At 53.3% G+C, this 22661-nt stretch carries 19 protein-coding genes and 2 riboswitches; of the genes, 11 read left to right on the forward strand and 8 right to left on the reverse strand.

Going from position 1 to position 22661, the window contains the following annotated elements; all coding sequences use genetic code 11:
• Window positions 1-3: 3 nt before the first annotated feature.
• From DL346_RS04620 to DL346_RS04630, 3 genes are all read left to right on the forward strand, one after another.
• A complete protein-coding gene (locus DL346_RS04620; RefSeq protein WP_112880870.1) occupies window positions 4-783 on the forward strand; it encodes a thiazole synthase in 780 nt (259 codons plus the stop codon).
• A 30-nt stretch (window positions 784-813) separates the two neighbouring features.
• Window positions 814-1929, forward strand: coding sequence for a glycine oxidase ThiO (gene thiO, locus DL346_RS04625; protein ID WP_112880871.1), 1116 nt, complete (start codon window positions 814-816; stop codon window positions 1927-1929).
• Between the two features lie 72 nt (window positions 1930-2001).
• A complete protein-coding gene (locus tag DL346_RS04630; RefSeq protein ID WP_112880872.1) occupies window positions 2002-2817 on the forward strand; it encodes a sugar phosphate isomerase/epimerase family protein in 816 nt (271 codons plus the stop codon).
• Between the two features lie 59 nt (window positions 2818-2876).
• Here DL346_RS04630 and gcvPB read toward each other — a convergent pair whose 3' ends face one another.
• The 3 genes from gcvPB to gcvT form a co-directional block, all read right to left on the reverse strand.
• Window positions 2877-4337: an aminomethyl-transferring glycine dehydrogenase subunit GcvPB gene (gene gcvPB, locus DL346_RS04635; protein ID WP_112880873.1), complete on the reverse strand. Its 1461-nt coding sequence runs from the start codon at window positions 4335-4337 to the stop codon at window positions 2877-2879.
• Complete coding sequence (gene gcvPA / locus DL346_RS04640; protein WP_112880874.1) at window positions 4334-5695, reverse strand: aminomethyl-transferring glycine dehydrogenase subunit GcvPA; 1362 nt, start codon at window positions 5693-5695, stop codon at window positions 4334-4336. The genes gcvPB and gcvPA overlap by 4 nt, the downstream gene beginning before the upstream one ends.
• Before the next feature lie 139 nt (window positions 5696-5834).
• Entirely contained in the window at window positions 5835-6944 is a 1110-nt protein-coding gene (gene gcvT, locus DL346_RS04645) for a glycine cleavage system aminomethyltransferase GcvT (RefSeq protein ID WP_112880875.1), read from the reverse strand.
• Window positions 6945-7050: 106 nt separating this feature from the next.
• A riboswitch (glycine riboswitch) is annotated at window positions 7051-7162 on the reverse strand.
• A gap of 3 nt (window positions 7163-7165) precedes the next feature.
• Window positions 7166-7270, reverse strand: a riboswitch (glycine riboswitch).
• 233 nt (window positions 7271-7503) lie between these two features.
• Here gcvT and gcvH point away from each other — a divergent pair.
• Window positions 7504-7890 (forward strand): glycine cleavage system protein GcvH, encoded by a 387-nt coding sequence (gene gcvH / locus DL346_RS04650; protein ID WP_112880876.1) that lies wholly within the window; start codon window positions 7504-7506, stop codon window positions 7888-7890.
• A gap of 31 nt (window positions 7891-7921) precedes the next feature.
• Window positions 7922-8767 (forward strand): lipoate--protein ligase family protein, encoded by an 846-nt coding sequence (locus DL346_RS04655; RefSeq protein ID WP_112880877.1) that lies wholly within the window; start codon window positions 7922-7924, stop codon window positions 8765-8767.
• Between the two features lie 437 nt (window positions 8768-9204).
• Here DL346_RS04655 and DL346_RS04660 read toward each other — a convergent pair whose 3' ends face one another.
• Complete coding sequence (locus DL346_RS04660; protein WP_112880878.1) at window positions 9205-10191, reverse strand: LacI family DNA-binding transcriptional regulator; 987 nt, start codon at window positions 10189-10191, stop codon at window positions 9205-9207.
• Between the two features lie 347 nt (window positions 10192-10538).
• Here DL346_RS04660 and DL346_RS04665 point away from each other — a divergent pair, with 347 nt between their 5' ends.
• From DL346_RS04665 to DL346_RS04690, 6 genes are all read left to right on the forward strand, one after another.
• On the forward strand, window positions 10539-11825 hold the full coding sequence (locus DL346_RS04665; RefSeq protein ID WP_165822376.1) for an ABC transporter substrate-binding protein: 1287 nt from the start codon (window positions 10539-10541) through the stop codon (window positions 11823-11825).
• 74 nt (window positions 11826-11899) lie between these two features.
• Window positions 11900-12787, forward strand: coding sequence for a carbohydrate ABC transporter permease (locus DL346_RS04670; protein WP_112880880.1), 888 nt, complete (start codon window positions 11900-11902; stop codon window positions 12785-12787).
• A 30-nt stretch (window positions 12788-12817) separates the two neighbouring features.
• Window positions 12818-13702 (forward strand): carbohydrate ABC transporter permease, encoded by an 885-nt coding sequence (locus DL346_RS04675; protein WP_112880881.1) that lies wholly within the window; start codon window positions 12818-12820, stop codon window positions 13700-13702.
• Between the two features lie 35 nt (window positions 13703-13737).
• The gene (locus DL346_RS04680; RefSeq protein WP_206098470.1) at window positions 13738-16356 is read left to right on the forward strand and encodes a GH116 family glycosyl-hydrolase; all 2619 of its coding nucleotides are present in this window, start codon (window positions 13738-13740) and stop codon (window positions 16354-16356) included.
• 189 nt (window positions 16357-16545) lie between these two features.
• A complete protein-coding gene (locus DL346_RS04685; RefSeq protein WP_165822377.1) occupies window positions 16546-17142 on the forward strand; it encodes a TetR/AcrR family transcriptional regulator in 597 nt (198 codons plus the stop codon).
• A 134-nt stretch (window positions 17143-17276) separates the two neighbouring features.
• A complete protein-coding gene (locus DL346_RS04690; protein ID WP_112880883.1) occupies window positions 17277-18257 on the forward strand; it encodes a cell wall hydrolase in 981 nt (326 codons plus the stop codon).
• Window positions 18258-18303: 46 nt separating this feature from the next.
• On the opposite strand, the gene DL346_RS04695 is transcribed toward DL346_RS04690, so the two are convergent.
• From DL346_RS04695 to DL346_RS04710, 4 genes are all read right to left on the reverse strand, one after another.
• Window positions 18304-19470 (reverse strand): Ger(x)C family spore germination protein, encoded by a 1167-nt coding sequence (locus DL346_RS04695; RefSeq protein ID WP_112880884.1) that lies wholly within the window; start codon window positions 19468-19470, stop codon window positions 18304-18306.
• The gene (locus DL346_RS04700; RefSeq protein ID WP_112880885.1) at window positions 19467-20567 is read right to left on the reverse strand and encodes a GerAB/ArcD/ProY family transporter; all 1101 of its coding nucleotides are present in this window, start codon (window positions 20565-20567) and stop codon (window positions 19467-19469) included. Before DL346_RS04700 ends, DL346_RS04695 begins: the two co-directional genes overlap by 4 nt.
• Window positions 20568-20569: 2 nt before the next feature.
• Complete coding sequence (locus tag DL346_RS04705; RefSeq protein WP_112880886.1) at window positions 20570-22108, reverse strand: spore germination protein; 1539 nt, start codon at window positions 22106-22108, stop codon at window positions 20570-20572.
• 171 nt (window positions 22109-22279) lie between these two features.
• Window positions 22280-22495, reverse strand: a complete 216-nt coding sequence (locus DL346_RS04710) for a hypothetical protein (protein ID WP_112880887.1) — start codon at window positions 22493-22495, stop codon at window positions 22280-22282.
• Window positions 22496-22661 lie beyond the last annotated feature (166 nt).

Consider the following 22661-nt stretch of genomic DNA (forward strand, 5'->3'; position numbering starts at 1 on the left):
CCAGTGAACCAAGATTTGCTGCGAATTGGCAACCGTGAATTATCATCGCGTTTTTTTATCGGTACAGGGCTGTTTCCGAATCCATTCGTTCAAAAGGAAGCGATCAAAGCTTCGGGCGCCCAGGTACTGACCTTTGCCGTTAGGCGAATAAACCTGGAGTCGACGGAGGATGATTCCATCCTGCAGCATGTGCAGCATGAGGATTTTATTTATCTGCCCAATACGTCCGGCGCAAGGACGGCGGAAGAGGCCGTTCGTATCGCCAGGCTGGCGCGCGCTTCAGGTTTAAGCGATTGGATCAAAGTGGAAATCAGCGCGAATGAACGCACGCTGCTGCCGGATCCGATCGAAACCTTGAAAGCGACGGAGGTGCTCGTTAAAGAGGGCTTTACCGTGCTTCCCTACATTACGGATGACCCGATCATGTGCAAGCGCCTTGAAGAGACGGGGGCTGCGGCCGTCATGCCGGGGGCGGCTCCGATTGGAACCGGGCTTGGCATTCTCAATTCCTATCATTTGAGCTTGATCGTCGAGGAGGCGAACGTTCCGATCATTGTCGATGCCGGCCTGGGATCGGTGAGCGATGTCGCCCAGGCGATGGAGCTCGGCGTATCGGCCGTCCTGATGAATACCCCGGTTGCCAAAGCGAGAAATCCCGTCGGCATGGCGCAGGCCATGAGAATGGGCATCGAAGCGGGGCGGCTTGCTTATTTATCGGGGCGGATCGAGAAGAAGCGTTATGCGTCGGCAAGCAGCGGCTATGATGCGTTTAAGTTGATGTAAGCAAGCACGCTTAGGAGAGTTGGGCTGAAAATGAAAGAAAGCATCGTCGTCATGGGAGGCGGAGTCATCGGTTTATCCTGTGCGTATGAATTGCGGAGACGGGGGCATCAAGTTACGGTTCTGGACATTCAGCGCTGCGGCGGGCAGGCTTCCGGCGCCGCTGCAGGCATGCTGGCTCCATATTCCGAGAATGTGGAAGGCTCCGATCCCTTTTTCCGCTTTTGCCTGGAAAGTCTGAGGCTGTATCCGGATTGGCAGCAAAGCGTGAAGGAGATTTCGGGGCAGACCTTTGAATACACGAACTCCGGAAGTCTCTATGTTGCGTACCATGAAGCCGACTTGCTGGCGCTTGAAGGCAGGCTCATGTGGCAGCGTCAGTTCGGGTCATCAGGCCGCATCCTGGAGGGAGATGAACTATTCCGTTTGGAGCCCCAGCTGTCGCGGAACGTAAGAGCTGCGCTTCATACGCCGGAAGAAAGCCATCTCTATGCGCCGCATTACGTCAAGGCGCTGGAGGAAGCTTGCAGACGCCTTGGAGTCGATATCTATGAAAATTTGGAGCAGCTGACCGTCGTCGAGTGGCGGAGCAAGATTGCCGTTCGATCGAAGGAGGGGCACACGTTCAGAGGGGATCGGCTGCTTGTCTGTTCCGGGGCATGGGCACAGGAGTTGTCCGACACGTTCGGCATTCAAATTCCCGTGTACCCGATTCGCGGCCAAATTTGCGCATACGCGGTAGACGTGAAGCCGGTCCAGCACATGGTTTTCGGCAATCAAGGGTACTTGGTAGCCAAAGAAAACGGTACTCTCGTATGCGGAGCTTCCGAGGATGTGGCCGGCTTCGATACATCCGTTACGGAGAGGGGCATCGAGCGGCTGAGAAAATGGAACAAGGCGATGTTCCCGTTTCTTGCGGACAGAATCCCGTTTCACCGATGGGCTGGCCTGCGCCCTTCTACGCTGGATGGATTGCCTCTGATCGGCGCTGCAGACGGCACGAACCGGGTTGTCTTCGCAGTCGGCCATTACCGCAACGGCATTCTGCTGAGTCCGGCAACCGCGATGCTGGCTGCCGATTGGCTGGAAGGGAAGCCGATCTCCGAGGACTATCGCGCGTTCTTGCCGGGGCGGTTTTCACACTCCTGAAGAGAGCGTTTTCATGGTACAATCTAAGCGACTGAAAGCCTGGTAAGGGCTGGATGCGAAGGAGGCTGTCGAATGAAACTATCTTTTACGACGCTTGGCTGTCCGGATTGGCCCTTGGAGCAAATTGTAGAGAGGGCAGCGGAATACGGCTTTGACGCCATCGATTTTCGGGGAATGGCCGGGGAATTGAATATTTATGAGCTCCCAGAGTTTTCGGATCGACTGGCTCATACGCGCAAGCTAATCGGAGATGCAGGCTTGCAGATTTCTTGCTTTTCGAGCTCTGTCCAGCTATTTTCCCGTGAACGGTTCGAGAGCCATCTCCATGAGATTTCAGCGTATGCTAGGCTCTGCGAACAGTTTGACACCCGCTATATCCGCGTATTCGGCGGAGGAATCGGCCATACGCAGCGGGAAAGCGCCATTCAAACGGTCGTCCATCATGTAAACGAAATGGCGAAGATCGTGAAGCCGGCCGGCGTGAAGCTGTTGATCGAAACGCATGATGACTGGATTGCCTGCGAAGAGTTGAAGGCTGTCATGGAACAGGTGGATGCCAAAGCCGTAGGCGTGCTGTGGGATGTGCACCATCCTTACAGAATGCTGGGTGAACAGCCGGAGGCTACCTGGGAGGCGCTGGGGAAGTGGATCGAATACACGCATGTGAAGGATTCACGTGAAGGAAGCGGTCCTGGTGATTATCAATATCGTCTGACCGGACAAGGCGATATTCCGCTTGATCGCATTTATAGTCTTTTGCGAAGTAAAGGATATCAAGGCTACTATACGCTCGAGTGGGAGAAGAAGTGGCATCCTGAGCTGGAGGAACCGGAAATCGTATTTCCCCAATATGTCGAGTATATGAGAAAACTGGCTCAGGAAGCATAAACGGAAGAAGGCACGATCGAATGTCGACATTCGGATCGTGCCTTTCTTTTATTGAGAAGTTACCCGCATGAACAGTTTAAAATCGGCTTGCGCGCCGCCGTCGTTTCATCCAGCCGGCGCACGACCGTGCCGTGTGGAGCTCCGATGACAAGTTCGGGCGTCGTTCGCGCTTCTTCGGCGATTTGTATCATCGTATCGATGAAGCGGTCAAGCGTTTCTTTGCTCTCGGTTTCGGTCGGTTCAATCATGATGCATTCCTCGACGTTGAGCGGGAAATAGATCGTCGGCGGATGGTAGCCGAAATCAAGCAGCCGTTTGGCGACGTCGAGCGTTCGGACGCCGTAGTCTTTCAGGCCGCGTCCGGACATGACGAATTCATGCTTGCACACGCCGGGATAAGGAAGCTCGTAATGCGAGGCTAGCCGATGCATCATATAATTGGCGTTCAGCACGGCGCATTCGGACACTTGACGCAGCCCTTCCGGTCCATAGGTGCGGATATAGGTGTAGGCACGGACCAGGATGCCGAAGTTGCCGTAGAATGCCTTGACCCGGCCGATCGATTCGGGACGGTCATAATCGAAGTAATAAGCGCCGTCGCTGCGGAGCCCTACGATCGGCTTCGGGAGGAAGGGAATCAGCTTGCTCTTCACCCCGACCGGTCCGGCGCCCGGTCCGCCGCCTCCGTGCGGCGTGCTCATCGTCTTGTGCAGGTTCAGGTGGACGACGTCGAAGCCCATATCGCCGGGACGGGTAATGCCCATGATGGCATTGGAATTGGCGCCGTCATAGTAGAGCAAGCCGCCGGCCTCATGAACGATGTGCGCAATCTCCATAATTTGCTCCTCAAACAAGCCGAGCGTGCTTGGGTTGGTCAGCATAAGCGCGGCGGTATCGCTGCTAACGGCTGTCCGCAATGCATCCAGATCCACCATGCCCCGCTCATCCGATTTGATCGTGATCGTATCGAAGCCGGCCGTGGTGGCGCTTGCCGGATTCGTGCCATGCGAGGAGTCGGGGACGATCACCTTGGTCCGCTTCTCGCCGCGGCTCTCGTGGTAGGCCCGGATCATCATGAGCCCGGTCCATTCGCCATGCGCGCCGGCTGCGGGCTGAAGCGAAACCTGATCCATGCCTGTAAGCACGGCTAAATCGTTCTGCAGCGTATATAAGAGTTCAAGGGCGCCCTGCAGGCTTTCTTCCGGCTGATAGGGATGGATGTTGGCAAAACCGCTGAGCCGCGCCGTATCCTCATTGATCTTCGGATTATATTTCATCGTGCAGGAGCCGAGCGGGTAAAAGCCGTTGTCGATGCCGAAGTTGCGCCTGGACAGCTCTGTGTAGTGGCGGATAACGTCGACCTCGTAAACCTCGGGCAGCTGCGCCGGCGTTTGCCTGAGCAGAGAAGCGGGAATATATGCGGCAGGCGCCGATTCGGGAACGTCGCAGGCCGGAAGCGAGTAAGCGATGCGGCCCGGCTTGCTTAGTTCGAATATGAGCGCTTTTTCCCCTGTATTCATGCGAATTCCCCCAGTTTGCTTGCAAAATGATCGATGTCCTCGCGCGTGCGTTTCTCCGTGACGGCAATAAGCATATGGCCCTTCAGCTCGGGATATGCGATCCCGAGGTCGTAGCCGCCAAGGATGCCGGATTTCAAGAGCCCCCGGTTGATTTCGCTAACGGTTGGTCCTTCATCCGGCAGCCGAATCACGAATTCGTTGAAGAACGGCGCGGAAAACGGCAGCGTGATCCCGTGCTGTTCGCTCAGCCGGGCGGAGGCGTAGTGCGCTTTCTGCAAATTCAGGTTGGCCACATCGATCAGGCCCTGCTTGCCTAAGGTAGACAGGTAGATCGATGCGCAGAGGGCAAGCAGCGCTTGATTCGAGCAAATGTTGGACGTCGCTTTCTCGCGGCGGATATGCTGCTCTCGCGCTTGAAGCGTCAATACGAAGCCGCGCTTGCCGTCGATGTCTTTCGTCTGGCCGACGATTCGGCCGGGCATCCTGCGCATAAGCGGCTCCGCAACCGCGAAGAATCCGCAGGTCGGTCCGCCAAGCGACTGCGAAATGCCGAGCGGCTGCGCATCGCCGACGACGATGTCGGCCCCAAGCTTACCCGGCGCTTCGAGGAGCCCGAGCGAGATCGGATTGGCGCTTACCACGAACAGGCCCTTTACCCCGTGAATAATGGGTTCGATCGCACCCAAGTCCTCCAGGCAACCGAAGAAATTAGGAGATTGAATGAGTACGGCCGCGGTCTCGTTCGTTACCGCAGCTTGCAGGGCATCCAGATCGGTGACGCCGTTCGCATAGCCGACCTCCACGATTTCGAGGCCGAGCCCCCGTGCCATCGTTCGAACCGTTTCGCGGGCCTCGGGGTGCACCGTGCGGGAGACGACGAGCCGGCTTCGCTTGGTTGCTCCGGCCGCCAATGCGCCTGCTTCCGACAGCGCCGTTACGCCGTCGTACATGCTTGCATTTGCCACGGCCATGCCCGTCAATTCGCAAATATAGGATTGAAATTCAAAAATCGCTTGAAGCTCGCCTTGGCTGATTTCCGGTTGATAGGGGGTATAAGCGGTATAAAATTCGGAGCGGGAGATCATGTGCTGGATGACAACCGGCTGATGATGATCGTAGATGCCGGCGCCTAGAAAGCTGGTGTATCTGCCGGTGTCTGCGTTACGGCCGGCTAAGGCCTTCATATGGCCCAGCAGCGAAAATTCATCCAGAGCAGGCGATATCGGCATGATGCCGCGGTAACGAATCGCATCCGGAATATCCCGGAACAGATCTTCGGTCGATGCCGCGCCGATTGTCGCCAGCATCTCGGCTTTGTCCTGCTCGGTCATCGGGATGTAGCGGTGTGGGGCTGTCATAGCATCAGTCCTTTAATAGGGAGTTTGACGGAGTCAAACTCTCTCAGATTGTAGGGAGTTTGACGGAGTCAAACTCTCTCAGATTGTAGGGAGTTTGACGGAGTCAAACTCTCTCAGATTTGTAGGGAGTTTGACGGAGTCAAGCTCTCTCAGATTTGTAGAAAGGGGATTTGACGACTTGGGCCTTGAGCTGCTTGCCGCGAATCTCGACCCACACCTCGGTTCCGAGCCCGGTGTAGCCGGCTTCGATTAAGGCAAGACCGAGGTTCCGTTTCAGCGTGGGGGATTGGGTGCCGGAAGTGACCTCGCCGATTGGTTTGCCATCCGCATAGACGGGATAATGGGAGCGGGGGATGCCGCGGTCGATCATTTCTATGCCGACGAGCTTGCGCGGTATCCCTTCCGTCTTCTGCTTAAGCAGCGCGTCGCGGCCGATGAAACTGCCTTTATCAAGCTTTACGAAGAAGCTCAATCCGGCTTCAAGGGGCGATATCCGAGCGGACAGCTCTTGACCGTAAAGCGGCAGCCGGGCTTCGAATCGGAGCGTGTCCCGTGCGCCGAGCCCTGCAGGGACGAGCCCGAAGTTCCCGCCTGCGGCAAACAGCGCCTGCCATACTTGACGTGCATGCTCAGCCGTTACATAGATTTCAAAACCGTCTTCGCCGGTGTACCCGGTTCGCGAGACGAGCGTTTTCACGCCTCCGACCGAAACATCGTCGGCAAAGCGGAACGGAGCCAGCCTGCCGCAATCGAAACGCTCCGCAGCCAAGGCCATGATCGCAGCCGCTGCAGGTCCTTGCAGAGCCAGCAGGGCAAGCTCATCGGATTTATTCTCAAGCGTCACGTCGCCGATCAAATGCTCGCGCATCCAATCGAAATCTTTGCCGATGTTGGCGGCATTGACTACGACCATGAATTGATCGGCCGTCATCCGGTAAACGAGCAGATCATCGACGACGCCTCCGTCCGGATAACACATTAGCGTATACTGCGCCTGACCGTCTGCCAGCTTCGAAACATCGTTCGTCGTCAGCCGTTGCAGAAAAGCCCCGGCGAAGCTGCCGGTTACAAGAAATTCGCCCATATGAGAGACATCGAAGAGGCCGGCCTGCCCGCGAACCGCGTCATGCTCCTTCTGAATGCCGGAGAATTGAACAGGGAGCTCCCAGCCGCCGAAATCGATGCACCGCACGCCGGGATAGTCCGCGTAAAGCGGATAAAGCGGCGTTCTCTTCAGTTCGATCGCCATTTCATAGCCCTCCTTTGCGTTTCTTCCGAATGCGAACAACCTAAAAAGGACAGCAGCAAAAAGGCTAACGACCGCAGCATGGCTGCTTGCTCGTTCTCACTCTTTGCTCTGTCCTTTGTACCTGAGAGTTACCCCGAACACAGACATACGCATACGTTCAGGTTTCCCCTTGGGTGACGTCGAAGCAGCGGTAACCGCCAATCGCGTTCTCTCCAGAGGTGCGTCCGGTAAAGGTCCTTTTGCCTGAGAGATTCACCTTTGATAAGGCTTACTCCTTCGGCGCCGCCGCTGTCATGCCATGCGGCAGTCTCTCCCGTTACTTTCATCCGCCTATTCGGTTTTCTTATTTAAGATATACACCGGCATGGGAGAAGATGTCAACGGGAAAAGTCGATTCCCTATAAGATTTGTCATTCATATTGACACAGGTTTGTTTGCTCCAGTAAGCTAAGCGTGTCTAAAGGTATAAGAGGCCATTTACATAGGCGACACCCATTCGACAGTTGTTCCAAAGGCAAGCCTGCAAGCGTTTGATAACGATTACGGGAGGATGTTGGACATGAGCACGGTTAAGCCAGGATTGGGGTATACGGAAGAGCATGAGTGGGCAGAGGCAGGCAGCGGATCGGTTAAAATCGGCATTACCGATTTTGCGCAAAACCAACTAGGGGATATCGTATTCGTCGAGTTTCCGCAAATCGGCCAGGCCGTGGAAGCGGGGCAGCCGATGGGCTCCATTGAATCGGTCAAAACGGTATCCGAGCTGTATAGTCCGGTAACGGGAACAGTGACGAAGGTAAACGAAGCGCTGCTTGATTCGCCTGAGCTCGTGAATTCGGATCCGTACGGCGAAGGGTGGATCGCTGAAGTCGAAGTGGATGGCGATGCGGGGGAGATTGTGAAAAAACTGCTCAGCGCCGATCAATATGAAGCCTTCAGTAAATAACGGGCAAATAAGGCCGGGAACCAGGGATGAGATGGCGGCGTGGAGATTCGTGCACACCGGAAACCGTTTCCCAGCCGAAAACATGGCGATAGACGAGGCCATCATGAACGCGCACCGGCAGGGGGAAGTGCCGCCTACAGTCCGTTTCTACGGATGGAATCCGGCAACGTTATCGATCGGCTGCTTCCAGCAAGCGGACAAGGAAGTAGACTTCGGCGCGCTGCGCGAGCTCGGTCTCGGGTTCGTCAGACGGGCTACCGGCGGTCGTGCCGTCTTGCATGATGAGGAGCTGACGTACAGCGTGATCGTCTCTGAGCGCTATCCGGGCATCCCGGCAAATGTGGCAGAGGCTTATCGCATACTGAGCAGAGGATTGTTAATCGGTTTCCGCAAGCTGGGGCTCGATGCGAGAATGACCGGACATGACGAAGATGGGGTGGAGCGCCCCTCTTCGAGAGCAGCGCTGACCGCGGCCTGTTTCGACGCGCCATCCAAATATGAGCTAGTCGTCGACGGACGCAAAATCGCCGGAAGCGCGCAAATGCGCGCAGGCGGCGTTATTTTGCAGCATGGCTCGATCCTGCTCGAGCTCGATGACGAGAAGCTCTTTTCGGTGCTTCGTTTCGCGAATCCGGACGTGAAGCAGCGCATGCAGACCTTATTCGGGCGCAAAGCGGCTGCGATCAATGACTGTTTCCGACGGAAAGGGATGCCGCCCGTAACGATGCCGCTCGTTGAACAGGTGTTCCGCGGCAGCTTCGCGGAAGGGCTGGGAGCCGAGCTCATAGAAGGCGGGCTGATCCCCGCTGAGGTGGAGCTGGCGGACCGGCTTGTAAGCGAGAAATATGCGAATGATAGTTGGAATTACCGCAGATAGGTTGAATGTTAGATTGGCGGGCTTGTTGGCGTGTGCGCGGCAGCATGAGAGAGCGCCTGAAAATTCTAACGGTTGCTCCATTGCTTATTTGCAGAATAATAGCCCTTTCTTAAACTCTAACGGTTGCCAGAGGCGTTATTTGGCCCAAATCGGAAGAATTCGCTGCCCAATCGCCAAATAGCGTAACTGAGAACCGTTAGCCTTTCAAAAGGGTCATTTGAGGTTAAATAGCGTGCGTGGCAACCGTTAGCGAATGCGCCGTAGCATGAGGCAATTTCGATTCTCGTTGTCATTCAAGATGTGGATGATTCCACGTTAGAAATCGACATACAAGCCTTGTGTCAGTCAAACATCCGGACTAGCGATTGATCCTAATTGCTTTTTTCGACAGCCTGAGGAAGACAGGGCGATAAGCCTCGTCTTCCTCTTCTTGTTTTCTATAGCGAATCGCGGTCGATGATGCTATAAGGGACATGCGTGCGCGAAGGGATGGATTCGCCTTTAATGCGATCGATCAGCATAGCGGCCGATCTTCGGCCGATCTCGTCGACCTGAAAATCGATCGTTGTCAGGTGCGGCGTGACATAATTCAAGATATCGATATTGTCGCAGCCCATGATGCCGACCTGCTCGGGAACGCGGATGCCGTGCGACTCCAGATACCTCAGCACGTCCAGCGCGTAGATGTCGCTGCTGCATAGAATCGCCAGCTTCTCTTGCGATTGCTGCACAAGGCGCAAGACGCTGGCCAAATAATCCGAATCCGACACGACGGTATGCCAGAGCTCCGGCATGACGGAGCAGGCCTCGACGAACCCCTTGTAGCGCTGCTCCGGCACGTAGATATTGCTCTTGCCTTTAAAGCGGAGAGGCGGGCTTACGTAAATAATCCGCCGGTAGCCTTTTCCTGCGATATGGTGCACGGCATCCTTGATCGCGTTCTTATCGTCAATCCAGACGTACGGAATCTTCGAGGAAACCCGGTTGCCGAAGGTGATGATAGGGACTCTTGATTTAGCGAGCAGCGCTTCGAAATTGGCGCCCATGCTGATCGGGGAGAGGGCGATGCCGTCCACTTTGCGGTCGAGGAGGCTATGGATGTACTCCGTCTCCAGCTCCTGGTCTTTGCTTGAGAGCACGAGGTAGATGAAATAACCTTGCCTCCTGGCTTCCGCTTCGAAGGAGATAAACAGCTGGGAGAAGATCCGGTTGTGAATGTCGAACAGCACGACGCCCAGCGTCTTCGTGTGGCCTTTCACTAAGCTTTGGGCCAGAAAATCCGGCCGGTAGCCATGCTCGGCCGCTACCTTCAAAATCTTCTCGCGCGTTTCTTGGCTGATGCCTGGCCGGTTATTCAGCGCGCGATCCACTGTTCCGCGGGTGACGCCGCATAGCTCGGCGAGTTGCTTGCTCGTTACCTTCATCGCATACGGTCCCCCAGACTTTAGATCTATTCATGTCCTAATCGTAACCTAGAACAGAAGAGCGGTCAATCAATACGTTCATGTGCACGGAGATCGAATGCGCTAGAAATCGAAGGTGTTTCGACAAAAAATTAAGCGTTTACAAACGCATGAGCCGCTGGTACAATGAAATCGTTCACGTGCACGGTGAGCAACACAATAGAATGCTATTTTTTTTATTCACTTCCGTTCACGTGAACGGAAGGGACACCTCAGATGATCGAAAGTATAAAGGTGGGTCTGACTCGTACATCCGCTGTAACCGGGCGAGGGAATCCATTTTATCTAATCGAGGATGGTGTTCGAACGTGAGAAAGATTCTAATGCTCTGCCTCATTCTTGTATGGTGCTTTACGCTAGCAGCATGCAGCTCCTCCAACTCCTCCAACAACTCAGATCCAGCCAGCGGAACGAACGATGAGAAAGCCGAATTAACGCTGGTATGGAGCAAGGGCGATGCCTCCGACGCGCAATTGAAAGATATTTTGACCGAGTTCAACAAGCTGTACCCGAACATTAAAGTCAACCGAATCGAAGTGATCGGCAGCTCCTGGGGCGATTATTTCAACAAAATCCAAACGATGATTGCCGGCGGCAATCCGCCGGACGTCATCCGCGTCGCCATCGAAGGCATTCAGATGTTCGCCAAGCAGGATCTCCTGCTGCCGCTAGATGAATATATGGCAGCCGATCCGGATGCGCTCGACAACTATGACGACATCCATAAGAAGCTGCAGTCTCCTTTTGTCATCGACGGCAAGACTTATGGCTTCGTATGGGATTGGAACAACGTCGTCATGCACTTCAATACCGACAAATTGAAGGAAGCGGGGCTGTCGCTGCCTCCGAAGGATTGGACCAAGGACGATTTCCTCACCTACGCCCAGAAGCTGACCACGGAGAAAGACGGCAAGAAAACGTACGGCTTCGCGATTCCGACTTATTACTTCGGCGCTTCCGCATGGCTGTTCAACAATGATGCCAGCGTGCTGGACGACGCGATGACGACTTCCAAGCTCGATGACCCGAACGCGATTGAGCTGATGCAGTTCTTCCAAGACCTGATCTACAAATATAAAGTCGCACCGGTGCCGAACCCGAAAGACGATGCGACCCAAATGCTCATGAACGGCCAAATTGCGATGATGTCGGCCGGTAAATGGCCGTTCTCTACTTACGCGAAGAGCAAGTTCACCTCCGTTGACGTGCAGTTCCTGCCGACCTTCAAGACGAATAAAGTCATCTTCGGCTCCGGGGCGTTCCCTGTGCTGAATTCGACGAAATATCCGGACGCGGCTTATAAGCTATCGGCATTCCTCGGAGGGGTATATTCGCAAAAAACGACGCTCTCCGATGCCTCCATTCCAACAAGGATCTCCGTCATGAAAGAAGTGCTGCCGAAGACGCCCGCGTCGAACTGGCAGGTGTATTCGGATAGCGCCGACATTGCGAAGGCGGTCGAATCGCCTGTTCAATACGCGGATGTCGAATCCATCTTCAACCGCTATATGGGACTCATCCTGGCGAATCAATCCGATGCCGCGACCGCGATGAAGAAGGCGAAGGAAGAGATCGATCAGGTGCTGAAGAACTAATCACGCATGGAAGCCGCAGCAGGCTCCGGCCTGCTGCGGCTTGACTTGTTCGCGAACGGAGGTATCGAGCTGGCATGACGAAGAAATCCAAGGATTTACTCGTAGGTTACTTGTTCCTGGCACCAGCGCTGCTTTTGTTTCTCGTTTTTATTGCCGAGCCGGTCATTGCGTCGCTCATTCTCAGCTTTACCAAGTACAATGTCATCACCCCGTCCAAGTTCATCGGCCTTGACAATTTCAAGGCCTTCTTCGAAGACGACCGTCTCGGATTGGTCTACTGGAACACGCTGAAATTCGTCCTGATTCTCACGCCGCTTCACGTCGTTCTGGGACTGCTGCTCGCGCTTGCCGTACAGCGGAAAATCGCCAAAGGACTGAAATATTTCTACCGGACCGTCTTTTATTTTCCGGTGTTAGCGACATCGGCGGCCGTAGCGACGGCGTGGTCCTTCATGTTCAACAAAGAATTCGGCATCCTGAATTATTTCCTCAGCTTGTTCGGCATCGAGGGCATTCCTTGGATGCAATCGCCGAACTGGGTGTATCTTGCGGTTGCGATCTACAGCTTCTGGAAATTTATCGGAAACGCCTTTCTCTACTACTTTATCGGACTTCAAAATATACCGGAAACGCTGTACGAAGCGGCGGAAATCGACGGAGCGGGCAAGCTGCAGCGATTCATGAACATTACGCTTCCGATGCTTTCCCCGATGCTCTTCTTCGTGCTGGTGACAACCTTGATCGGCACGACGCAAATTTTTGACGAGCCCTACCTGATAACCGGCGGCGGACCTGGCGATGCTTCCCGATCGGTCAATATGTACATCTACGAGATTGCCTTCCAAAAGCACCAGATGGGCTATGCGTCGACGGTGTCGATCAGCCTCTTCCTGGCGATTCTAGCCATAACGGCGCTGCAGTTCGGGTTCAGCAAGAAATGGGTTTCTTACGATCAGGAGTAGCGATGCTGTCTTAAGGAGGTGCACGCGAAGATGAACGGTGAGGCTAAAATGGCCGGAGTGCTGACAACGCGCGGGATTCGGATACATACTAGGCGCAGAACAATGCGCGGTTATGTGCTTGATGGCTTTCTGTTATTGCTTTCGTTTCTGATGCTGGCTCCGTTTCTATGGATGATCTCAACCTCGTTGAGGCTGCCGCAGGATTCCTTTTCGCTTCCGCCGGCCATATTCCCGACCGCTTTCAATGTAGAGAACTACGGCCAGGTATTCAAGCAGGTGCCGTTTACGAACTTCATTCTGAATAGTTTGGAGATCTCGCTGATCATCGTAGTCGGGCATATTTTCATATCCAGCATGGCGGCGTTTGCGTTTGCCAGAATTACGTTTCCCGGGAGAAATCTTATATTTATCATCTTTCTCGCGGGCTTGATGATTCCGGGGCAAGTGACGATCATCCCGCAGTTTATTCTGATATCCAAGCTGGGCTTGGTCGATACCCACTGGGCGCTCATTCTGCCCGCGCTTATCAATCCGCTTGGCATTTTCATGATTCGCCAGATGATGATGACGATCTCCTCGACGTATGACGAAGCGGCCTATATGGACGGCGCAAGCCGCATGTGGGTGTTTCTGAGAGTCATCCTCCCAATGGTGTTCCCTGCGGTCGCGGTGACCTCGGTGATGACGTTTATCGGAAACTGGAATGATTTCTTCCGGCCTCTGATCTTTTTGAACACGTTTGAGAAAATGACGCTCCCGCTCGGCATGACGGTGCTGAACGGAACGTTCGGCTCCGGCAATCTCTCCGCGATTCTTGCCGGCGTCACGCTGTCGCTTATTGTCCCGTTATTGTTCTATATGTTCGGACAGAAATATCTCGTCGAGGGCATAACCGCAGGAGGCTTGAAGATATAGCACAGTTGATACGATCATGAGGAGGCATGTTTGGGATGACGATGAAGCTGCTGAATGAGCTGTACAAGATGGATAAGGATTTTACGTATCGAGGCAGCAAGACGAACGAGATTTCGTTTCCGCTGGGCGGCATCGGTACCGGCAGTATCGGGCTTGCGGGAAACGGGAGATTGATCGATTGGGAAATCTTCAACCGTCCGAACAAGAACAGCTATAACGGGTTTACGTTCTTCGCGATCAAGGCGGAGCATCAAGGCGAGGTCAGGGTCGCCAAGGTGCTTCACGGCGATCTGCATCCGTCGTATTCAGGCACCGGGAAGGGGCGGTTTACAGGCTTTGGCTTCGGCGTGGAGCGGGAAAGCCTCTCCGGCTTCCCGCACTTCAAGTCGACGGCCTTTAAAGGCGAGTATCCGTTCGGCGAAATCGAATTCATCGATGACACGGTGCCGCTGCAGGTGAAGCTGTCGGCGTTCAATCCGCTCATCCCGCTCAATGACAAAGACTCGTCGCTGCCTGCGGCGATTTTTACCTACGAAGTAACTAATACGTCAAGCGAAACGCTCGATATAAGCTTGGTCGGCAATCTGACGAATCCGCACACGAAGGATGCTAGAAATGAATTCGCGGATTACGGTGCTTTCAAAGGGATCAAGCTGTTCTCGACGCATTACGGTCCGGATGAGAGGGCATACGGCGATCTGACGCTCAGCACCGATGACGACGATATTTCGTGGCAAACGTACTGGTACCGCGGCGGCTGGTTCGATAATCTGACGGTCTTCTGGAAAGAATTCGCCGCGCCGGGCCGATTCAAGGAGCGCAATTATAACGAAATTCGCGGGCTTGCCCCTGTCGCGACGCACAACAGCAAGGATAACTGCCTGCTGAGCAGCCACAAATCGCTTGCGCCCGGCGAGAAAGGAACGTTCCGCTTCATGATCACGTGGAGCTTCCCGAATTACGTCAACTTCTGGAATCCCGGCGCATGCGAGGATGGCACGCCATGCGAGCCTCCAAGCTGGAAAAACTACTACGCGACGCTGTTCGCGGATTCGACGGAGTCGGCAGCCTATGTGTGGAATAACTATGAGCGGCTCTACCGCGAGTCGCATTTATTTAAAGAAACGCTCTTCGGCTCCACGCTGCCCGATTACGTGGTGGATGCGATTGCGAGCAACATTTCAATACTCAAATCACCGACCTGTCTGCGGCTTACGGACGGTACGCTCTATGGGTTCGAAGGCGTCCATGCCGAAGAAGGCAGCTGCGAAGGAACATGCACGCATGTGTGGAACTACGAGCAGGTGACGCCGTTTCTGTTCCCGGCTCTTGCAAGATCCATGGTGAACGTGAAATATAAACATACCATGTACGACAACGGCAAGATGGCTTTCCGTATGATGCTTCCGGCCGAACGGACGCTGAAGGACGCCTCGGATTGCGCAGGCCCTCGAAGAGCGGCGGCGGACGGGCAGATGGGCACCGTCATTAAAGTGTATCAGCAATGGAAAATATCGGGGGATAACGAGTGGCTGAAGTCTATTTGGCCTAGAGTGAAGCAGTCGCTCGAATATGCTTGGGAGCCGACCAATACGGATTGGTGGGACCGGGATTGCGACGGCATTATGGAGGGCGTGCAGCATCATACGCTGGATGTGGAAATCTACGGCCCGAACGCGTATATCAGCGGGATGTACCAAAGCGCGCTGCGCTGCGCCTCCGAAATGGCGGAAGCAATGGGCGACGGAGCGGCCGTCAAGTATCGCGAGCTGTGCGATAACGGCCGCAAATGGGTAGATGAGCATCTATTCAACGGCGAATATTATCATCAGCTAATCGACCTTCAGGACGAGCGCTTCCCGATCGATCCGGAGCTTGAAGAGATCAAATACCAAATCGGCGAAGGCTGCCATATCGATCAGGTGCTGGGTCAATGGCATGCGCATCTCGTCGGCATCGGTTATGTTTTCGACCGTACGAAGGTGAAGAAGGCGCTGGAATCGATCTACGCCCATAACTTCATGGAGACGATTCGCGATTACCCGAATGCTTGCCGCATCTATTCGCTCAACGATGAGAAAGGCCTTCTTATTTCCACGTGGCCGAGAGGAAACAGCCCGAAGGTGCCGGTGCCTTATGCGGATGAAACGATGAACGGCTTCGAATATCAGGCCGCCTGCCATATGATCTATGAGGGCTTGCTGGAGGAAGGGCTGACGGCGGTGAAGGCGATCCGCGACCGTTACGACGGGGAACGCAGAAATCCGTGGAACGAGATGGAGTGCGGCAGCAACTATGCGAGGTCAATGGCTTCGTATGCGCTGCTTCTTGCGCTCAGCGGTTTTGAGTATGATTCGCTGAAGGGTCATATTGGCTTCAATCCGCAGTTGAATGCCGATGCGTTCAGCAGCTTCTGGTCCTTGAATTCGGCATGGGGCAATTTCAAGCACGAGCGCGGCACCATTCGGTTTGAAGTCAGCTACGGTACAATCGCGCTCAGCAGCTTCGGAAGCGAATTGCTGGCGGGCAAGAAGAAAGCAGAGGTCCAAGTGGATGGCATGCCGGCAGCCATCACGCGCAGCGGCAATACGATTCTTTTCGCCGAGCAGGTAAAGCTGGATGCAGGCAGCCAAATTACAATCGTGCTTAGCTAGCTATTAAGGGCCTGCCTGAATGGAGAACATTCCATTCAGGCAGGCTTTTCTTTTAGGTTAGAGTGGAAATATTTCCCTCTCTATCGATTCACTCTTTGCGATTCAAATTGATATACTTGGTCGTAATGATTTTCATAGAACCAATTGTAAACGCCAACTTCGATGGATATTACGCGGGGAGCGATCGCTTTGAAAAAAAATAAGTTCCAGTTGAAGAGGGAGGCTACCTATCAGCTGCTGATCGAAGCCGGGATGCTCTGCTTCTCGGAGAAAGGATATGCCGCTACGACGCTTGGCGATATCGTGGCCCGGACTGGGCATACGAAAGGCGCATTCTATGGCCATTTCGAGAGCAAAGAGCAGCTGTTTCTGGAAATACTGGACTATCAGCTCCAGCTTACGACCGGCTGGACGGATGTGCCCAAGGCGTATAGCCCTGCACACACAACGCTGGAAGAAGTCCTGATGATCACCCTTAAGCGGCTCGGCGAGATGATGAAAGGCGTTACGAATTGGATCGTTGTACTGACCGATTTTTACCAGAGCACGAGGCAGAATCCGGAGGTTCAGCGCAAGCTGAAAGAGAAGTACCGGGAATGGGTGGCCGGCATTGTTATTCTCATTAGGGTGCTGCAAGAGCGAGGTTGGATCTCCGAAGACAAGGATGTGCATCGGATCGCCGTCCAAGTCATCGCGTTAAATGAAGGCTATATTATCTATTCGCACCTATTCGACGGGGCCGATTCCAGGGCGCATTTGAGCGGATTGGTCAAACTCATGACCTAATACCGCAGCACTGATTTATAAGATTTCTTTAATTCTGTGAAAATGTTAATCCTACGGTCATAATCTGCTGTGATATAATCGTCCCCAGAAGAACCTTGGGTTATCAATCATCCTTATAAGCTGGGGAGGTACTCATGATCAGAACAGTTAAGCCGGTCAAAGGGCTTATGATTGCAATGATTTTGGCGTTACTACTGCTTTGGATCGGGCCGATGTCCATCGTTTCTGCAGGAGTGCCCGTGACCGTGACGATTAAAGTCAACGGCGAGACCGTAAAGCTAAACGGTTCGGCTATCATTGCGGAAGGCAGAACCTATGTACCGGTAGCTCGCATCGCGAAGAAATTCGGAGCGAAGCTGAACTGGGATAACGCGAATGAAGAATTATACATACATACGGCATTGAACGATACGGTTGTCCTGGGAAACGGGGTGCCAGTCATCTATTTCAACGATGAGCGCTATCGTATGGAAGCACCTCCACGTTTGATTGACGGCAAGCTTTATGCTCCGCTTCGCACGTTGGCGAGCATCCTGCATGCCCGTCTAAGCGCGACTGACAAGGTCATCGAGCTTAAGACGGTGCAACCGGCAACCGTTACCGAAGAATACGGCTTGGATGGCATCATTGCGCAGTACGGCAGCAGCAAGACGGGGCTGTTGAAGCGCAACGGTTTGCTCAAAACGGCTGAAGTTACGCCTGGAACCAAACTTAGCGTCGTCGTTCCTGACTTTCTCGGCAAACCGGCGAAGCCGTTTACCGAGGCTGATCTGAAGCTGTTGGCTAAGATTACGATGGTGGAAGCCGGCTATGAATCCTACCAAGGTCAGCTGGCCCTGGCGAACGTCATTTTGAACCGGGTGAAGAGCGGGAAGTTCCCGGATTCCATTCGCGGAGTGATTTACTCCGGCAGACAGTTTCCTCCGGCTCACAACGGCTTGCTTGATAAGAGCAAACCTCACGCCAGCGCGCTGCGCGCGGCCAAGGATGCGCTGAACGGCAAGAATAACATCGGAAACGCGGTCTATTTCTACAATCCGGCCGTCACGAAAGGCGCGTTCTGGAGCAGCCTGGACGTCGTAGCGACGATCGGCCATCACCGGTTTGCCTGTTAAGCAGTTAATTACACAATAAAGTCCACGCTTATCGCGTGGACTTTTTTTATTGCCCATCCAAGGGCGAATACAAATCCGTGACGCCGTAATTTTTGATATTCACTTTAATATGCATGCGGACATCGGCATTGGCGAAGGTTTGCCCCCATTCATCCTGTACGGGCTTCCATGCTTTATATTGGTAAGCGCGCGCGTAGCGTCCGAAGCCGAACGGGTCGATGGCTTTCTTCTGGCACCGCTCGACGATCGAATCGAATTGCCGCTCAAGATTCGCTTGGATTTTCTCCTGAAATTGGATCTGGCTTTGCTTGGCGAATTCTTTATTATCGGATTGGATCGAGGTGATGATAACGCTCATCTTTAAGCCCACATCAAACCTGAATTTTCCATTCGAGTAAGCGGTTTTTACTTTTTTCTTAAAGTTAACGATATCAAAGGAGATTTCGTTTCGAATCCCGCGTTGATCATCCGGAACAGCCTGATCCTCCTGAGGCTCATCCAAATTCAAGATGAGTGATGCGCCCCTGGGGTTTTGTCTCTGCATCACTAGGAACATCGTGCTCTCCATAATTGAGAAATGCTCCATCAGCTTTCCTCGCTTATTTAGCAGGGCTGTGCCGGTCACCACGACATCGTTCTGTTCTTTTTTTAGATACGTTAAAGAAGCAGTCATCCCTTTATCCTTCATTTGCCTGCGAAACTCCTGCAAATGAGTGACTACCGTATTATTCGTCATGTGCGCGGTATCGATCAGCTTTCTAATATGTAGGGACAGGCGAGGCTTATCGGCCGGCTTGAATTCGAATATATCCTTCACCTCGCCGTCTACGACAACGATCCGCGGGGTCTCGGTCAACTTCGGTACGCGGTAATATAAGTCTAATAGCGAAAACCAGTTTTGCTGCTCGAGCAAGCGCTTGCCAATCAGTACGGTTTGGAGCTTGCCGCCGGTCGTAATCCCCGTCAGGATGGAATCAAATTTGTTACGGGAGGCCCGAATCGAATTTGATTTCACCGTGATCGACTCCGTTTTCTCTCTGGCCTCCTTGTAGAAGACCGGACTTTGCGATGAAATGACCAGATTATTATCGGCATCCATATCAAGCCCGATCATGAGAGAAATGGAGGCGTCCTCCAGATTCATTTGGTCGTAGCAGCCGGGCAGCAGCAGCAGTGCCAATACGGCTAGCGCGATGCGGTAGAAGCGGGTCACCTGTAAGCCCCCTTACGGAAAATAGCGAAAACTTTCGTATATACAAGCAGGATAATCGGGAGGGCAAAGGCGAAGCCCCATCCCAATTTACCGAATATCTTGAGCATGGAGCGCAGTCCGATATTGGACGGTTTGTAGTACGTCGACAGGATGAGCACGATGGCTAGCGTTATTGCAGCATACCGCTTATGATCCTGCTTCCCTAACAGCCGGCTGATCCCAAATGCTCCAGCGAACAGATAATGGGTCCAGACTCGAATGATGAGGAAGGCATACCCTACCAAAACGATAATTTCGATGCGTTCCATGAAGCGGAATTCGATAATTTTTAATACTTTCAAGGTAGGGAACCGGTAAGACGTAATATCGTCGGGCGAGAAGAACAAGAAGCAAATCAGGATCACGCCCAAGTAAATGATCAAGGTGAGCAAATTGCCAATGACAATGCCTTTAACGGCATGCTCTTTATGCTTTAGAAATGGGTGCAGAATCAAGCCGATCTCGAACCCTAAAAAAGAAAGGCATGTCGTATTAACAGCTTGGAATACAGGCTGCCAACCATCTCTCAGCACCGGGAGCAAATTAAGCCAGTGCGCTTCTTTTAACGGATACATGAACACGATAAAGATCCATAGAAATCCCCAGAACGTAATCTCCGCATAGCGGGACAGCACTCTCACATTATTTCGGACAAGGTTGTAGGTGGGCAAGATAAACAAGAGCACCATTAAGAAATTCGGCGTATTGGGGAGAAACTCGATCTTAAAAAATCCGATCGAAGCGATAAACGTAATAAAAAAGCCAAATAAGAAGTAGAGAATGAAGCAGCAGTTCAGTATAGCGCCAAGCGGTTTTCCGAAATAACGCGGAAGGAGATCGTACACGGTGTCGTCGGGGTGTTTCTTCATTAGCTGCACGATAAACAAGCTGGCAATAACGGCCAACAGCCATCCGATGATAAGTGAGATCCAGCCGTCCATCCCGGCATAATTGGCCAAATCAGCAGGCAGCGCCAGCAAGCCGAATCCCAGCTGCGAACCGTGAATCATCATAATATATTGAATCAGCGTAATATCGTTCAGCGCGTATTTCTTCACCCTTACTCACCTCGCTTTGGTGCTTGCTTTCGTGACTGAACCGCTCTAGTGCTTAGCGGGCGCATGTTCATTTTCCAAATCGGCAGCCGGAGGAATGAATCTTTCCAATCGGCAAACCGGACCGGGCTGAAGGGGCTGAAGTAAGGCGTGCCGAGCGATTCGAGGGCGATCAGATGTCCCAGCAGCACCAGCATGCCGATACCCACTCCAAGCAATCCGTAGAAGAACGCGATCATCATCATCGGAAAGCGGATTAATCGGATCGCCGCCGACATGTCATTGTTCGGGATAATGAACGAGGCCAGTCCCGTCAAAGAAACGACAATGACCATGATGTTGCTCACGAACCCTGCTTGCACGGTCGCCTGGCCGATGACGATTGCGCCTACGATGCCGACGGTTTGCCCAATCGGCGACGGCAGCCGGATTCCGGCTTCCTTCAGCATTTCAAGCGTCAGCTCCATTATGAGCGCTTCAAGGATAGGCGGAAAGGGTACGACCGCCCGAGATTGCCCGATGGACAGCAGCAAACGCAGCGGAATGACTTCAAAGTTGTATGTAGTGGCCGCGATATAAAAGGCAGGCAGAAAGATCGTGATGAAGAAGGCCATAAATCGTAAGATCCTGATAAACGTCGAAACCTGCCAACGGACGCTGTAATCGTCGATGCTTTGAAAGAACATGGCAAAATTGGCCGGTCCGATCAGCACTTCCGGTGATTTATCGATAACTATAGCGAGCCGCCCCTGCAAGATTTGCGATGCCACGGAGTCCGGGCGCTCCGTCGTCGTAAATTGCGGGAACGGGGAATAGGGGTTATCCTCGATAAACTCTTCTAACTCGCCGCTGGAAAGAATGGCATCCGTGTCGATTCGATCGATTCGGTCGCTCAGTTCCTGCAGCACTTCCGGGTTGACCACATCCGCCAAGTATAAAATACTGATCCTCGTCATGCCGCGCCTTCCAACGCGCGTTTCTTTAATCTTTAGTTCCCGGTTCTGAATATATCGCCGAACCAGGGCGATATTCTGGCAATCCGTCTCCACGAAGCCTTGGTGGGCGCCCTTGAGCGAGGCTTCCATTTGAGGATCTTCGATCGCCCGCTGCGGCCAGCCATGCGTGTAGAATAGCTCGGCTGTCGCTTTGTCCTCCACGAATAAGACACTGCAGCCTTCCAGAACGGCCAGTTCGACTTGAGCTAAATCGGTTGCTTGCTTAATGCAGCCAACCGTCACGATATGCTCGATAAGAGGCTCGTCCGTTTCTACCGTATAGTGCATGAGCGGACGGAGCACATCGTTGTTGATGGCCATTTTATCCGATAAGCTGTCTAAATACATGAGCGTCGCCCGTTCTCCGGTCGACTTGATCAGGAGACGGCGGGTGATGAGTTCGGGTGAGAGGGTTAACAGGCTCTGCAGATCGGCGACGTTTTTATCCAGATCGGTGCTAAGCGGCTTGGGATCCTGATGCTTCGACACTTTTGGCGCTTGCGTGTTGGATTGCCGTTTGCCTCTGATAATGGTGCGTAACAAGCCCATTGCCGTTCACCTCCGGATGCTCATGTTCGATTATTTTGCGATGATTTGGAAAAGCTATGCATCCCTTGAAGCGTAGACGCCCCGTAGGAACAAAAAAAACCATGCCGGATGGCATGGTTGGTTAATCCATTTCTTATCTATGTCAATTTTCTATGTCAATTTTCGTTTGCTTCACGCTTTGTCCAGCACTCTTTTGTCCGCTTCATCATGGAGGGAATACGATAGAGAGGCGAAGTAATCCCGCTGTGCTTGCTCAAGCGCTTGTAATTGCTTCACCCGCTGCGCGGTCGCTTGCTCGCTAGCATAAGCTTCAGTGACGATCAGCCCGACGATAGCGATCAAGAATAGGAAACATGACGCGGCGAACTTCTTTTTATTAGGATTCATAAAGGAATACCTCCTCCGAATTGATCATCTGGCTGTCCGGGATGCCTACATGAATAGAGACGGCGGATCGATGGATAATGTTGCAGCGAAGCGATGAATTTGTTTGGGAAAATATAGAGGAATTCTTGTCGGCCGGCTTCCTGGATATGGGATAAAAACCGGGGCC

It is taken from the genome of Paenibacillus montanisoli (assembly GCF_003268025.1).
GTDB classification, from domain to species: domain Bacteria; phylum Bacillota; class Bacilli; order Paenibacillales; family Paenibacillaceae; genus Paenibacillus_Z; species Paenibacillus_Z montanisoli.

What these genes read in the sequence shown, in the direction of transcription:
- DL346_RS04675 (WP_112880881.1), top strand. Translation starts at nt 12,818, where the DNA reads ATGAACGGTGAGGCTAAAATGGCCGGAGTGCTGACAACGCGCGGGATT.
- thiO (WP_112880871.1), top strand. Translation starts at nt 814, where the DNA reads ATGAAAGAAAGCATCGTCGTCATGGGAGGCGGAGTCATCGGTTTATCC.
- DL346_RS04680 (WP_206098470.1), top strand. Translation starts at nt 13,738, where the DNA reads ATGACGATGAAGCTGCTGAATGAGCTGTACAAGATGGATAAGGATTTT.
- DL346_RS04670 (WP_112880880.1), top strand. Translation starts at nt 11,900, where the DNA reads ATGACGAAGAAATCCAAGGATTTACTCGTAGGTTACTTGTTCCTGGCA.
- DL346_RS04690 (WP_112880883.1), top strand. Translation starts at nt 17,277, where the DNA reads ATGATCAGAACAGTTAAGCCGGTCAAAGGGCTTATGATTGCAATGATT.
- DL346_RS04655 (WP_112880877.1), top strand. Translation starts at nt 7,922, where the DNA reads ATGGCGGCGTGGAGATTCGTGCACACCGGAAACCGTTTCCCAGCCGAA.
- gcvPB (WP_112880873.1), bottom strand. Translation starts at nt 4,337, where the DNA reads ATGAATACAGGGGAAAAAGCGCTCATATTCGAACTAAGCAAGCCGGGC.
- gcvT (WP_112880875.1), bottom strand. Translation starts at nt 6,944, where the DNA reads ATGGCGATCGAACTGAAGAGAACGCCGCTTTATCCGCTTTACGCGGAC.
- gcvH (WP_112880876.1), top strand. Translation starts at nt 7,504, where the DNA reads ATGAGCACGGTTAAGCCAGGATTGGGGTATACGGAAGAGCATGAGTGG.
- DL346_RS04705 (WP_112880886.1), bottom strand. Translation starts at nt 22,108, where the DNA reads ATGGGCTTGTTACGCACCATTATCAGAGGCAAACGGCAATCCAACACG.
- DL346_RS04710 (WP_112880887.1), bottom strand. Translation starts at nt 22,495, where the DNA reads ATGAATCCTAATAAAAAGAAGTTCGCCGCGTCATGTTTCCTATTCTTG.
- gcvPA (WP_112880874.1), bottom strand. Translation starts at nt 5,695, where the DNA reads ATGACAGCCCCACACCGCTACATCCCGATGACCGAGCAGGACAAAGCC.
- DL346_RS04630 (WP_112880872.1), top strand. Translation starts at nt 2,002, where the DNA reads ATGAAACTATCTTTTACGACGCTTGGCTGTCCGGATTGGCCCTTGGAG.
- DL346_RS04660 (WP_112880878.1), bottom strand. Translation starts at nt 10,191, where the DNA reads ATGAAGGTAACGAGCAAGCAACTCGCCGAGCTATGCGGCGTCACCCGC.